Annotated in this window: 12 protein-coding genes and 1 pseudogene; 9 read left to right on the plus strand and 4 right to left on the minus strand. The window is 59.9% G+C overall.

All coding sequences use genetic code 11. The features are described from left to right. Positions 1 to 507 (plus strand): LysR family transcriptional regulator substrate-binding protein (locus NKI05_RS09145; protein ID WP_352792307.1); only part of this gene is annotated, 507 nt, incomplete at its 5' end. A gap of 106 nt (positions 508 to 613) precedes the next feature. Here the strand turns inward: NKI05_RS09145 and NKI05_RS09150 are convergent. From NKI05_RS09150 to NKI05_RS09160, 3 genes and pseudogenes are all read right to left on the minus strand, one after another. After that, complete coding sequence (locus tag NKI05_RS09150) at positions 614 to 1,087, minus strand: Ros/MucR family transcriptional regulator (protein WP_352762139.1); 474 nt, start codon at positions 1,085 to 1,087, stop codon at positions 614 to 616. Positions 1,088 to 1,372: 285 nt separating this feature from the next. Further along, positions 1,373 to 1,635: pseudogene (locus tag NKI05_RS09155) on the minus strand (ornithine cyclodeaminase); the annotation flags it as partial. Between the two features lie 59 nt (positions 1,636 to 1,694). Continuing rightward, positions 1,695 to 2,579 carry a LysR substrate-binding domain-containing protein gene (locus NKI05_RS09160; RefSeq protein WP_352446654.1) on the minus strand — a complete coding sequence of 295 codons (885 nt, stop codon included), beginning with the start codon at positions 2,577 to 2,579 and terminating at the stop codon, positions 1,695 to 1,697. A gap of 104 nt (positions 2,580 to 2,683) precedes the next feature. Between NKI05_RS09160 and NKI05_RS09165 the strand changes: the two genes are divergently transcribed. Genes NKI05_RS09165 through NKI05_RS09195 form a run of 7 tightly spaced genes read left to right on the plus strand, consistent with a single transcriptional unit; the run spans position 2,684 to position 10,846 of the window. Further along, positions 2,684 to 3,892 carry a trans-sulfuration enzyme family protein gene (locus tag NKI05_RS09165; protein ID WP_352504320.1) on the plus strand — a complete coding sequence of 403 codons (1,209 nt, stop codon included), beginning with the start codon at positions 2,684 to 2,686 and terminating at the stop codon, positions 3,890 to 3,892. A 27-nt stretch (positions 3,893 to 3,919) separates the two neighbouring features. Further along, on the plus strand, positions 3,920 to 5,515 hold the full coding sequence (locus NKI05_RS09170; protein ID WP_245272083.1) for an ABC transporter substrate-binding protein: 1,596 nt from the start codon (positions 3,920 to 3,922) through the stop codon (positions 5,513 to 5,515). Positions 5,516 to 5,523: 8 nt separating this feature from the next. Then, complete coding sequence (locus NKI05_RS09175) at positions 5,524 to 6,465, plus strand: ABC transporter permease (RefSeq protein WP_352792308.1); 942 nt, start codon at positions 5,524 to 5,526, stop codon at positions 6,463 to 6,465. Further along, positions 6,462 to 7,352, plus strand: coding sequence for an ABC transporter permease (locus tag NKI05_RS09180; RefSeq protein ID WP_352792309.1), 891 nt, complete (start codon positions 6,462 to 6,464; stop codon positions 7,350 to 7,352). Before NKI05_RS09175 ends, NKI05_RS09180 begins: the two co-directional genes overlap by 4 nt. Next, positions 7,352 to 8,353 (plus strand): ABC transporter ATP-binding protein, encoded by a 1,002-nt coding sequence (locus NKI05_RS09185; protein ID WP_352792310.1) that lies wholly within the window; start codon positions 7,352 to 7,354, stop codon positions 8,351 to 8,353. Before NKI05_RS09180 ends, NKI05_RS09185 begins: the two co-directional genes overlap by 1 nt. Next, positions 8,353 to 9,399: an ABC transporter ATP-binding protein gene (locus tag NKI05_RS09190; RefSeq protein ID WP_352792311.1), complete on the plus strand. Its 1,047-nt coding sequence runs from the start codon at positions 8,353 to 8,355 to the stop codon at positions 9,397 to 9,399. The genes NKI05_RS09185 and NKI05_RS09190 overlap by 1 nt, the downstream gene beginning before the upstream one ends. Positions 9,400 to 9,430: 31 nt before the next feature. After that, positions 9,431 to 10,846, plus strand: coding sequence for an amidase (locus NKI05_RS09195; RefSeq protein ID WP_352792312.1), 1,416 nt, complete (start codon positions 9,431 to 9,433; stop codon positions 10,844 to 10,846). Between the two features lie 168 nt (positions 10,847 to 11,014). Here the strand turns inward: NKI05_RS09195 and NKI05_RS09200 are convergent, their stop codons facing one another. Then, positions 11,015 to 12,076 (minus strand): tyrosine-type recombinase/integrase, encoded by a 1,062-nt coding sequence (locus NKI05_RS09200; RefSeq protein WP_352792313.1) that lies wholly within the window; start codon positions 12,074 to 12,076, stop codon positions 11,015 to 11,017. A gap of 115 nt (positions 12,077 to 12,191) precedes the next feature. Between NKI05_RS09200 and dusA the strand changes: the two genes are divergently transcribed. Continuing rightward, positions 12,192 to 13,187 (plus strand): tRNA dihydrouridine(20/20a) synthase DusA, encoded by a 996-nt coding sequence (gene dusA, locus NKI05_RS09205; protein ID WP_352792314.1) that lies wholly within the window; start codon positions 12,192 to 12,194, stop codon positions 13,185 to 13,187.

The following is a 13,187-nucleotide window of genomic DNA, read 5'->3' on the forward strand; positions in this document are numbered from 1 at the left end:
TCCTGGCCGGCCGCGCCGATCTTGGAATTTCGAGACTGCCTCTGGATCCAGGCTTGTTTGAATGGGCGCCGCTTGGGTCGGCACGAAACGTATGCGTTTTTTTATCCCGACCACCGCTTTTCAAAACAGACCTGTATCGAGGCGCAAGACCTGGCAGGCGAAACGATCGTCGATATCGATCCCCAGTTTGCCGCCCACCAGATGAACTTCAATGCCTTGCGCTTCGCCGGCGTTGAGCCGGACATACTGGTGGAATTCGATTGCAACGGTCACGAAGCCGGATACGTTTCGGCTGGCCTGGGCATTTCGATCACAAACGAGATCATCGCACGTGAGTACGCGGCGTTTCAGCTGGGAATAAGGCCAGTAGAACCGTCCGCGCTCTACCACTACGTAGCGATTTGGCAGAAGGGTAGGACCTTTTCGAACGCACTGGATGTGACGCTCGAGGCGATCATCGCCGCGTTTTCCCAGTCCGCTAGAGGGGGATCATCCCTTGAGGGCTGATATCCTCGGCAGCCGCTGCCCACAACAAGCAGCGGTTCTTTCTGACGGAGCAATCGGCCCGCGCCCTTGAACAGGATGCGGGCTTTTGTGCGAAATAGCCCCTATGTCAGGTTGTTTTGATGCCGATCTTGCGGCGCTTGGCCGGTGCCGGCAACGTTACGGGTTCAGGCGCGACGGCCTTCCGTCCAAGGCCGATCGCCTTTGCCATCGCGGATCGCACCGCGGCATAGTTCGGCGCAACCATTGGGTAATCGGAGGGCAGGCCCCATTTCGCCCGGTACGCATCCGGCGAAAGATCGTAGTGAGTGCCAAGGTGCCGCCTGAGCGATTTGAACCTCTTGCCGTCTTCCAGGCAGATGATGAAATCGGGCGTCACCGATTTCTTGATCGGGACTGCGGGTGTAAGCTTCTCTTCCGCTTTGGGTGGGAGTGCTCCCTGCAGCTTGCTGATTGCTCCATAGGTATCGGCAATTATGCGGGCGAGTTCCGCGACGGGAATCGGGTTGTTGCTGACATAAGCGGAAACGATGTCAGCTGTCATCTCCAGCAATTCCGCGTCGGAGCTAAGATCTTCAGGCATTTAGCCACCCTTCATTTGCTCTTCAGTTGCCGTAGCCCCGATCTACGTCAGCTGCCTCGCTACAGCAAATCGCACCGGGTGCACAAGACAAGAAGTCACAAAGAGGAACGTGGCGGGGGCGTGGGCCACGAAACTCTGCATGAAGCAGTTCAGGCGAGGCACCGCCCAGCAATAAAGGCAATTGGGCGGGAGGGCGGAAGCTGGTTTCAAGCGAGCCTTGTTATCCTGCCGGCTGCATGGCTGCCTTCGCTAGCATGCCGAACAGAGCTGGCGGCTCGTCGGTGCTTGTAGCGGGTCGCGCACGTATCGCAGCGCCGAAAAATCTTCGATGGCGAGGCCGACGGAAGTGAAGAGGGTGATCTGCTGACGTCCCGGCGGCCTTGCGCGTTGGCGGCGATCACTCCCCGAACTCGGTACCCGGACAGTTGGGGTCCAGTTGCTGGATCTCGCCCTTGATGCGTGTCCGTGGTGGGAATTCGACGAAGATGTCAGAGACGCACCAGGATGCCGCCGTGCAGTTCAGTCTTGCCAGGGCAGTCGCCACCGACGCGCCCGGCTAAGGTAGAATCGACCGAAACCTTACGCTCACGACGTCGATCGCGCTCACCTATACCCCGGAGGACCCCTTCAACAGCTCTTCTATAAAATCAGCCACAATCGTCGAAGGCTCCCTTTGAGGCGGGAGCAACAGAAGCGTCCGAAAGTGAATTGCTGGCTCGAACGGCACGATCATCATTCCCCGTCCGAGGAAGGGGTCCGCCGTAATCGGATTGACCATGCCGCAGCCAAGACCAGCCTCGACCATCGCCGCGATCGTCGTCGAATAAGGGGTCTCCAAGACAATTTTTGGCTTCACCCCATGCTCCGCGAAGATCGCCTCCGCCTCTCGCCTTGTCGTGTCCTCCGGCGCGAGTGCGACGAAGTTTTCATCGTGGAGGTCTCTTGGATAGATAACTGCTCTGCCCTGCAAACGGTGGCCCGGAGGCAGGGCAATGGCAACCTGATAGCTGGCAAAGGGCCGAGCGATGACGCCCGCGAGATCGATCTCGTCCGCCGCCACACCGACGTCGAACTGGCCGGAAGCAACCAACTCCTTGACCGAGGACGACATCCGCGCTTGGAATGTTATAGCCACCTGCGGGTGGCGCTTCTGGAACGAGCGCATGACTTTCGGCATGACGTTTGTGCTTAACGCCGACAGGCTTGCCACTCTTATTTCGCCCGACCCGAAGTCTCTTATACGCGCAGCCGCACTCTTGAGATGGATCAGGCCGGAAAACGAGGTTTCAACCTCTCGGAAGAAGAGCCGCCCTTCCGCAGTTGGGCTCATGCGCCCCTTAGCGCGATTGAACAGCGCAAAGCCAACGGTGCGCTCCAACTCCTGAACTGCCTTGCTCACGGCCGGCTGTGAGATGCGCAGGATCTCGGCCGCACGTGTCGTCGTGCCGTTTGTCATCAGGGCATGGAAGACTTCGATCTGCCTCAGGTTCATACCGACCCTATAACCTCCGAGAATAGTAAACCGCAATCTTGATATTAGACCGCATAGTGAGGAGTGTGCTTAAACAATCGCCATGTCCAGGCGGTGGCGAGAGAATGAACGACTTTACCGAGGTAGTGCTGACCCCGAAGGTTAGGAATGAGGGCTTCGATCCTCTTGGAACGGCGGTCCACAGAGCTTCGACAATCGTGTTCGAGAATGCGGAGGCATACGCCAACCGCGCGCAGCGCGGGCCTGAAGGATATTCCTACGGCTTGTACGGCACGCCGACGACGCGCACGCTCGAACAAAAGCTTACCAAGCTCGAAGGAGGCGTCCGGACGTTCCTCGCCCCTTCTGGCCAAGCGGCCAACTCGGTAGCGATGCTTTCTTTCCTGAAGGCTGGCGACAACATCCTCGTTGTAGACACGTCCTACCCGCCCGTCAGGGACTTCGCCAACCAGGACCTGGCACGCTTCCAGATAGAGACGAGGTACTTCGATCCATCCACGATCGATGATCTCGAAAGCAAGATCGACGAGCGCACCGCGATTGTCTGGTGCGAGTCTCCTGGTTCGACGAGCATGGACGTCCAGGACATACCAGCCATTGTGGCGGTGGCCCGGAGCCGCGGCATTCTCGTCGGATGCGACAACACTTGGGCGACGCCGCTGAACTTCAAGCCGATCCTGCACGGCGTCCATATCGTCACAGAGGCGTTGACCAAATACATCTCCGGGCACTCCGACATACTGATGGGATCGATTACGATCGCCCGTCCCGAACACGAGGCTGTGGTCAAGGGTTTCATGGGACGCTTTGGGATAGGCGTCTCGCCGGACGACGCGGCCCTCGTCCTGCGCGGCATGGAGACACTCGGCATCCGGATGCAGCGCTCGTTCGAAAGCGCGCGGACCTTGGTCGAACAGATCGAACGGCATCCGTTGGTAGACCGCGTGCTGTGGCCGCCACTCGCCCATTCGCCTGGTCATGAGTTCTGGAAACGCGACTTCGTTGGAGCGAGCGGCGTATTCGGCGTGCTGTTCAAGGACGCCTGCACCCCACATGTCTCACCAGCGCTCGACGTCTTGACGACCTTCGCCATCGGCGCCTCCTGGGGAGGCACCCGCAGTCTCGTCGCACCGATGCCCGTCCGGCAGAACAGAACGGCGACAGAATGGCTCGCGTCCGACCTCGTGCTGCGCATCAGTGTCGGGATCGAGGCGCTTGAGGATTTGCAGGCGGACGTCGCTCGCTTGCTCGAAGACATATCTGTTCGGACCGCACAAGATCGGTCCGGCACGGGAGCTCGCTCCTACGGGTAATCAAATCAAAAACAAGGGGAATGGAACATGGACAGCAGCAAATTCATAGCAATTCACAGGCGGTCGTTTCTGACAGGCTTGTCCGGCATGATCGGCATCGCCGCCGGCGGCTCATTCTTTCCGAGCATGGTCGCGGCCGCGGCTGATAATGATACGCTTAGGATCGCCATCTCTGTGGCCCCCGGCGACTTGGACCCCCACAAATTTAAGGGGCTCTACGCGGTCCAGGACATGGTGTTCGAACCACTCGTCACATACTCCTATGACGGAAAAATTGAACCTGGACTGGCGACCGCTTGGTCCATCGAGAATGAGGGCAAGCTCCTGCGCCTGACGCTCAGAGAGCGGGTGGTCTTCCATGACGGGACACCCTTCGACGCCACCGCGGCCAAGTGGAACCTGGGGCGCTGGATGGGGCAGGCTGACAACAACTGGATGAACTGCTCCAGGCTCTTCGTGGACGCCACCGTCGTCGACGACAGTCATATCGATATTCGCTTCAAGGAGCCCGTTCTTGGGCTGCTGCAAGAATTGGCCTATGTCCGCCCCGGTCGTTTCCTCAGCCCGAAATCGGTCGCAGCTGACGGGAGCTACAAGGCTCCGGTCGGGACCGGTCCGTGGCGTGAAATCAGCGCGGATAACTCGGGCAGCGTCTTCGAGCGGTTCGACCGCTATTGGGGCGAGAAGCCCAAGTTCTCGAAAGTCCAGTTGAAGGTGCTCCCCGACTCGCGTGGCCGTATGGCTGCGCTCCGAGCCGGCGATATCGACCTAATGGGTGGGGCCTTCGTATCGCCGATCACCGCGATCGAGGCCCAGACCTTGAAGCAGGCGGGGCTAGACGTCGTTGTGGAACCCGGTTCGACGACGATGATCATGGCATTCAATCCCGACCGGGCTCCAGCTCTCAAGGAAGTCGCAGTCCGGAAGGCCATCGATATCGGCATAGACCGGGCAGCAATTTCAAAGGTACTTTATCGCGGGATGGCAGCGACGTCGGCCAATCTCTTCGCCGAATCCGTTCCACTTGCCGGAAAGCGCTATGAGGTTCCCCAGATCGACGTCGAAGGCGCTAAGGCGCTTTTGGAAAAAGCGGGATGGGTCGGCAGTCCTGTGAGAGAGAAGGAGGGTACTCCGCTCGCTCTCGAAATCGTCGTCAGCGAAGAACAAATTCCCGGATCGAGATCCGTCGCCGAGGTGCTTCAGGCGGAACTGCAGGAGATTGGCATTCAGCTTACGATCCGCTCGGTGGACCATGCCTCGCGACACAGCGATATTCCCGAGCGCAAGTTCGACCTTGCTTTCTTCCAGACATACGGCGCCCCTTACGAGCCTTTCGCCACAATCGTCGGTCTTTTCCTGTCTACCTACGACAACGGGGTCGACGGCAAGCTGTTCGTCGACGCCGAGCGGCTCGATCCGCTCGTGACCGCGACGATGTCGGCGTTGGACCCAAACATGGAAGCCAACGTCCAGAAGGTTTACGATTGGCTGCACGACAACGTCGCCATCGCTCCACTGCTTTACGTGCCAGGTATCTGGGCGCACTCCAGCCGCGTCAAAGACTTCAAGGCCCCAGCAACGGAGTACGACATGCCTTACGAAAACATCAGCCTGAGCGAATAGGAGACGCCGTGTTCTTCTTCATCGCAAAGAGAGCCCGGAACGCGCTCATTCTGCTTTTTCTGGCTTCCGTCTTGTGCTTCTCGCTGGTGGTGTCAGCCCCAGGCAACATCGCTATCTTGATTGCGGAGCTTCGCACCCCAACGGCGACCAAGGCAGACATTGCCAAGGTCGCCGAGGAAATCGGCCTGAACAAGCCATTGCTCATTCGATACACGGACTGGCTTGGCAATGCCGCTCACGGCAACTTCGGTATCTCCTACAAGACTGGGGAGGACGTTGGAACATCTCTTCGGAGCCGGTTATCGGTTACCGCTACGCTGGTCGCCGGCGGAGCCATGGTCGCCCTCGTGTTGAGTTTGCTCATAGGATTTCTCGGGGCCCTGTGGGCACACAGAATGCCCGACCACATTGCACGCGGACTGGTGTTGTTCGGTGCATCCACGCCCTCGTTCTTCGTCGGTGCGCTTCTGGTCTATGCTTTCTCAGTGTCGTTCAAGATATTTCCGACATTCGGCTACGACGGTTTTCGCAGCTTCATTTTGCCATGGCTCACAATAGCGATGCTGCCTGCCGCTGTCCTCAGCCGCGTCGTCCGAGTCGGCCTTGAGGAGGCCATGGCGCGTCCTTTCGTCCTGACCGCGATGAGCAAGGGCTTCAAACGTGAGCGGATACTCGTGCGCGACGCTTTGCCCAACATCGCGCCGACCTACCTTAATGCGCTCGGAACTCAGATAGGTCTCATGGTCGTGGGCGCCGTCGTGGTGGAGCCGCTGTTCGCCTGGCAAGGGGTCGCAGAGCTGTTCCTGACCGGGGTCCGGTTCCGCGACTTCATGGTGGTGCAGGCCTGTCTCCTGATCTTCATAACCTTCTTCATTATCCTGAATGTGATCGTGGACGTCCTGATGATGCTCACCGATCCGCGGATGCGCCGGCAAAGGAGCGGATCATGAACATAGTAGGCAAATTGGCAGAGCCGATAAGGAAACTGCCGCGCGCATCCGTCATCACCATTGGCGCTTTCGTATTCATTGGCGTGTTCGCACCGCTGCTCACACCTCACGCACCGAACGCCCAGAACCTGCTGCTCGCAGGCGAAGGGCCAACCATGACACACTGGCTGGGCGCCGACCACCTTGGACGGGACACGCTCAGCAGGCTGATAACCGCTGCCCGGACCTCACTTGTCGGCGTCTGTCTCGTGCTCGTCATCGCCCACACGATAGGAACCACCATCGGTACGGTCGCCGGATATCGACGCGGCTGGACGGACGAGATCCTGATGCGCATTGTCGACGTCGGTCTCGCTATCCCCAGCCTTATCATTTCGCTCGCGGTCATCGGCGTATTCGGGGCCAGCTACTGGAACATGATCCTCGCCTTGGCGCTGGCTTGGTGGCCGGGTAGCGCTCGCGTCAGCCGCGCGGTGGCCGTGAGCGTCATGAACAAGCCCGAGATGGAGGCGCTGCGCGTCCTTGGTGCTAGCCCTATGCGGATCTACTTCGTCCATCTTCTTCCAACGACGCTCGGCGCCGTCCTTGTCTATGCCACGGCAGACGCGGGCGCAGTAGCTCTGGCGATTGCCACTCTGAGCTTTCTCGGCCTCGGCATCCAACCGCCAACTCCAGAATGGGGGCAGATGCTGGTCGATGCGCTTCCCTATCTGGAAACGGATCCACGGCAGGTCGTTCTCCCGGGTCTTGCCCTTACGCTGGCCGTGATTGGATTCAATATCCTGGGTGAAGCAGTCGCGCTGAACCGCGTGCCGACCCCGCTCACGAACAAGATGCTTGTCGCGCGTCGCCGCGCCACGGTGCTCTGGGCAAAGGAGTCGATCTGATGCCCGCTCAAACCGTACTGGACGTGAGAAACCTGACTGTCGATCTCTTAACTGGCCATGGGGCGGTCCGTCCGGTCGATGGCGTCAGTTATTCGATACGACGCGGGGAGACGTTGGCTGTCGTAGGAGAGAGCGGCAGCGGCAAGACCGTGATGAACTTCGCTCCTCTCGGTCTGATGCCGATTGGTGTGAAAGCGGACGTTTCGGGCTCAGTGGTCTTCGACGGTACCGAGCTGGTTGGAGCCTCCGAGGACAAAATCAGACGTCTCCGTGGAAAATCGATAGGCTTCATTTTTCAGGACCCGATGAGTGCACTGAACCCCGCAAGAAGGGTGGGGCGGCAAATCGCGGAGATGGCTGAGTTCCACTTGGGCATGTCGGCAACTGCCGCCGAAGCAAGGGCGCTAGACCTTCTTAAATTGGTCGACATATCCGACCCGGCGGCGCGACTAAGGCAGTATCCTCACGAACTGTCCGGTGGCCTCAGGCAGCGCGTGATGATTGCAATTGCCATCGCGGCCGAGCCCAAGCTCCTGATTGCGGACGAGCCGACCACCGCGCTCGACGTCACCGTTCAGGCACAGATCCTGCGCCTGCTCAAGAACATTCAGTCAAAGCTTAAAATGGCGATGGTTCTCATTACTCACGACATGGGCGTCGTCGCAGGATCGGCAGACCGAGTGGTCGTCATGTACGCGGGCCGGAACGCGGAAACCGGTCCCGTCGAAAAGGTTCTGGTTTCCCCGCATCATCCCTACACGATGGGGCTGATCGACGCCATCCCGCGGCGTGAAGACGCGATCGGGGCACCCTTCCGGGGACTCCCCGGCGTGCCGCCTATGCTCGCGGCGCCTATTGTCGGGTGTGCTTTTGAGCCGCGCTGCGTTCATTCGGTCCAAAGCTGCAAATCGCATCGGCCTAAGCTCGTCGAGACGCTCGACCCTTCGGTCTTCGCCGCATGTCCTGTGATCAACGACCACCTCTTGGAGAGAGTAAGCTGATGGCTGTTCTCGAAGTCGAAAACCTTGTGACCAGCTTTCCCAGCGCGATGAGGGGCAAGACCATCAAGGCCGTAAACGACGTGTCAATCACGTTGAACGCGGGCGAAATCGTCGACCTCGTCGGCGAGTCCGGCTGCGGTAAGTCGACACTTGGCCGATCCATCGTGGGGCTGGAGAACCCTCAGTCGGGTAGAGTGATCTTCGACGGCGTCGATCTCGGATCCCTCTCGGGCAGACGCCTTAGGGAAGTGCGCCGTGCCGTCCAATACGTGTTCCAGGACCCCTACGCCTCGTTGAACGATCGACAGACCGTTGGCGAAGCAATCGCAGAGGCTCTGATCATCAAAGGGATGCGCTCGAAGGAACAACGTGCGGCGCGTACGACGGAGCTGTTGGACCAGGTCGGACTGGCGACCCAGGTCAGGGACCGGTTCACCCGAGAGCTGTCCGGTGGACAGCGTCAACGTGTGGCAATCGCGAGGTCACTTGCCGTGGAACCGCGGGTGCTGATCTGCGACGAGCCCGTTAGCGCGCTCGATCTTTCGATCAGGGCGCAAGTGATGAATTTGTTCATGGGACTGCGCAGGGACCTTGGCGTCGCCTGTTTGTTCATCGCTCACGACCTCGGCCTCGTTCGACAGGCTTCGTCGCGTGTTTACGTCATGTACCTTGGTCGGATCGTCGAGATGGGAACGTCTGAGGACGTCTACAACCATCCGAGCCACCCCTACACGCAGTTGCTCCTGGCATCGGTTCCAGTAGCCGATCCCATTGAGGAGAGAAATCGGAAGGTCCCGCTGCTCGTAGGAGAAATACCGAGCCCGACCAATCCTCCTTCGGGATGCGCGTTTCGGACGCGTTGTCCACTAGCTGTCGCCGACTGTGCGACAGCACTCCCGCCTCAGGTCGAGGTCAGTGCCGGTCACCGGGCGGCGTGCGTGCTCGCGGAAAAGGTCTTCCGTGGAGAACGCAGTGCTCTCAACGTCCCGCCTGAATCCGGAAGAATGCCCGGGCAAGTGCGTCTGATGACTGCCCCCGCCCTCTGAAAGTAATTGTTCAAGATCGAGTCGCACCTGCATGAGTCTGTCACCGGACATCGCCCTGCTGTCGCTTGCGGAACTGTCCCGCAGACTTCGCGCGAGGGAAATATCTCCCCTTGAACTCACGAAGACGTACCTCGACAGAATCGCTGCGCTGGACCAGAGACTTCACAGCTTCAACTCGCTGCGAACTGAAAGCGCGTTGCAGGAGGCATCGGCGGCGGAGCAGACGCTCATGCGCGGGGACTGGCTAGGCCCTCTGCACGGCGTGCCCATTGGCATCAAGGACCTCATCGATGTCGCGGGACTGCCGACCACGGCGCAGGCTGTTCACAGGCGCGACGCGATCGCCAGCGAGGATGCAGGCGTCGTCGCATCCTTGAAGCGGGCCGGCGCGATTATCCTCGGGAAGCAAGCAACCACCGAATACGCGGTGTCCGGGACGCAGTTCGATCTTGGCTGGCCGCCCGCCCGCAACCCGTGGAACCTCGATCTCGACCCATCGTCGTCATCGAGCGGCTCGGCGATTGCGGTTGCGGCGGGTTTGTGCGCCGGGTCGGTGGGGACGGAGACCGCAGGCTCCATACGAGATCCTGCCGCGTGGTGTGGGGTCGCAGGTCTCAAGCCGACCGACGCGCTGGTAAGCCGAAAAGGCGTACTTCCGCTGTCACGATCAATGGATTGCGTCGGTCCGCTAGCCTGGACGGTCGAGGACTGCGCCCTGATGATAGCGTCGATGGTGTCGACGGATACTGACGATCTTTTGCTTAGAGGTTTCAAGAGCCCTAATATCTCAGGGATAGGAGAAGGGATCCGAGGTCTGCGTGTCGGCGTCATAAGGCAATTCTATGAGGGCGATCCCGACGTCGATCAGGACGTGCTCGACGCGATGGAGAATACGCTCGCCGTCGTGCAGGATCTTGGCGGCCGTGTTTCCTCCGTCAAATTGGCGGATTTCGGCCTGTACGGTTCTGTCGCAAGGAACATTACCTGGCCGGAGGAATACGCCGAACATCGGGCGGAGCTCGATGCCTATCCAGAACGGTTTCACCCTGTCAGCCGCTCCCGCCTGCAGGACGGGAAGACCGTTTCGGCGGCCGACTATATCGATGCCCGCCTTCGGCAGAAGGCGCTGACTGAAGCCCTAGCCGGCATTATGGAGGACGTCGACGTCCTTGTCCTGCCGACGATGAAGACGCCCGCTCAGGCCCTAGGTTATGAGATGACGGAGATGGGCGAGATGGAACTTTCGCTCAGCCGGCCTTTCAACCTTACTGGTAGCCCGGCGCTTGCGATCTGCAACGGCTTTACCGCGACGGGACTTCCGATCTCGATGCAGATCGTGGGCCGCAAGTTTGAGGACGACACAGTGCTGAGGGCGGGACACTCCGTGGAGCAGGCGCTGGGACTTCGATCCAGGAGGCCGGTGGTGGCGACAGAAAATCCCGGGTGAGACCCGCCAAAGCGCAGCCAGCCGAAACGCGTCGATCTCATGGCGCCTTCGGACCTATGTGCAGAGCAATCTCCCGAAGGCGGTGCACTCGGTCAATGCCACGCTCGTTTTGTAACAGCTTACAAGGCAGAAAGCGTGGCGGACATGCCAGTTAACCCGAGCCGCGGACTACGCTGCCCTCGCAGCTTGGAGAGTGTGCAGCATCTCCGGCTTGAGATGCGTATACCGCCGCAACATCTTCCAATCCTTGTGACCCGTGACCAAAGCTACCTGTTCGATCGTGAATCCAGCTTCGAAGAGGCGGCTTGTTCCTTCATGCCGCAAGTCGTGAAAGTGAAGGTCGTCGATGGCCAGGTCAGCGCATCCTCGACGAAAGGCGGTGCCGACCGACCTATGATTGAAGGGGAAAATTCGATCATCGTCATTGCTTCGCTTGGCCAGTCGGTCCTCGACAAGGGCCCATGCGTCGTACCCAGTTGCCGCGAACAAGGGTATGCGTTGATTGTTCCCGTTTTTGTTTCGTGGGTCTTTCCGGTCACGGATGAGAAGCATCCGCGTGCGGGCGTCCATGTCGGACCACCGCGCCTTGCAGATTTCCTCCTGGCGCATCGCCGTTGCGACGGCGAAACGTATTATCTGACCAACCGGCGCTATTTGACGAGGATTTGCATCGAAGTGGGCGATGAGTCTGTCGAGTTCATCCTGGGTCGGCCTCCTGTCGCGCTGATTGCCTTTACCAACGAGGCCAAGCCTCTTTAGGGCAATACGCGCGAGATCAACCGGTTCGACCTTGACGGGCAGGCCGTGCACCGCAGCGGCATGAGCCAGTATGAGTTTTACAAAGCCGATGTCCATGCCGAGCGTCATCGGTCCGGCACCTTGGGCGGCCCGGTCGCGCCCAAAACGAATGAGCCGTTCGCGATCGAGAGCCGCAATGTTGCACTTCCCCAGATGTCTTTGGAGCATATCGAGAGCCGCGGCCTTGGAGCGGCGAGGGGACTTGCCTACATCACACATGTCGTCGATATGAAGGTCGATGAGTTCACCGAAAGTTTTCAGGCGGGCTATACGGGACTTGGTCGGCGTCTCACCACGATCGACTTGGCGCTCGGCTTCGGTTGCCCAGCGCCGTGCGTCGTCGCGGCGTAGGAAGGTCTCGCTGACGTAGCGACCCTTGCGACGGACTTGGACGCGCCAGGAACCGGACGAGAGTTTTGTGTAGGTGGCCATTTTTTTGTGTGCGCTCTGTGTGCACTGAGAGATCGAAACGTGGCGAAAAGGGTCGTATTCTGGCGTAAATTCGTGTGCACTCAGTAGGTTCTAACGATTTGATGTTAAAGAAAAAATGTTGAAAAATCAAGAGCATAGACTGGCCATTGCACCGATGATGGACTGGACCGACCGGCATTGCCGGTTCTTCCACCGCCAGTTGACGCAGCGTGCGCTGCTCTACACCGAAATGGTGGTGGCGGACGCTGTCATCCATGGTGCGCGCGAGCGGCTGCTTGGTTTTGACGAGACCGAACATCCGGTGGCACTGCAGCTCGGCGGCTCCGATCCGCAAAAGCTGGCCGAGGCGGCGCGCATCGGCGAGGGCTTCGGTTACGACGAGATCAATCTCAATGTCGGCTGTCCGTCCGACCGCGTACAGTCCGGCACGTTCGGCGCCTGCCTGATGAAAGTGCCTGACCTCGTCGCCGATTGTATGGAGGCGATGAAGGCGGCGGTGACAATCCCGGTGACGGTCAAATGCCGCATCGGCGTCGACGATCAGGATCCGGAGCCCGCGCTCGACGCGCTGGCCGACGGCGTTTTCGCGGCCGGCGCCGACGCGCTGTGGGTGCATGCGCGCAAGGCTTGGCTGGAGGGTCTGAGCCCGAAGGAAAATCGCGACATCCCGCCGCTCGACTATGACAGGGTCTATCGCCTCAAGGCTAGAAAATCGAACAAATTCATTGGCATCAATGGAGGCGTTCAATCGCTCGAAGAGGCGGCTCGCCACCTCGATCATGTCGATGGCGCCATGCTTGGCCGCGCCGCCTACCACACGCCAGGCATCCTGGCCGGCGTCGACGCGGCATTCTACGGCGATAAGGCCGGCGCCTACGATTTTGCCGCGCTGATCGACACGATGGCCGACTACGCCGCGCGGCATATCGAGCAGGGCGGGCGGCTCGGCCACGTCACCCGCCACATGGTCGGGCTGTTCCACGGCCTGCCGGGCGCGCGCCGCTTCCGGCAGATACTGTCCACCGACGCGACGAAACCCGGCGCCGGACCGGATGTGCTGAAGGCAGCGTTCGCTGCCGTCGATTTCGACCGTGTTGAAAAGGCCGCTTAA

It is taken from the genome of Mesorhizobium sp. M0771, from assembly GCF_040320155.1.
Classification (GTDB): Bacteria; Pseudomonadota; Alphaproteobacteria; order Rhizobiales; family Rhizobiaceae; genus Mesorhizobium.

Bases quoted from the DNA above. Each gene is read 5' to 3' on its own strand.
- NKI05_RS09150 (WP_352762139.1), bottom strand. From the start codon at position 1,087: ATGCCTGAAGATCTTAGCTCCGACGCGGAATTGCTGGAGATGACAGCT.
- NKI05_RS09160 (WP_352446654.1), bottom strand. From the start codon at position 2,579: ATGAACCTGAGGCAGATCGAAGTCTTCCATGCCCTGATGACAAACGGC.
- NKI05_RS09165 (WP_352504320.1), top strand. From the start codon at position 2,684: ATGAACGACTTTACCGAGGTAGTGCTGACCCCGAAGGTTAGGAATGAG.
- NKI05_RS09170 (WP_245272083.1), top strand. From the start codon at position 3,920: ATGGACAGCAGCAAATTCATAGCAATTCACAGGCGGTCGTTTCTGACA.
- NKI05_RS09180 (WP_352792309.1), top strand. From the start codon at position 6,462: ATGAACATAGTAGGCAAATTGGCAGAGCCGATAAGGAAACTGCCGCGC.
- NKI05_RS09185 (WP_352792310.1), top strand. From the start codon at position 7,352: ATGCCCGCTCAAACCGTACTGGACGTGAGAAACCTGACTGTCGATCTC.
- NKI05_RS09190 (WP_352792311.1), top strand. From the start codon at position 8,353: ATGGCTGTTCTCGAAGTCGAAAACCTTGTGACCAGCTTTCCCAGCGCG.
- NKI05_RS09195 (WP_352792312.1), top strand. From the start codon at position 9,431: ATGAGTCTGTCACCGGACATCGCCCTGCTGTCGCTTGCGGAACTGTCC.
- NKI05_RS09200 (WP_352792313.1), bottom strand. From the start codon at position 12,076: ATGGCCACCTACACAAAACTCTCGTCCGGTTCCTGGCGCGTCCAAGTC.
- dusA (WP_352792314.1), top strand. From the start codon at position 12,192: ATGTTGAAAAATCAAGAGCATAGACTGGCCATTGCACCGATGATGGAC.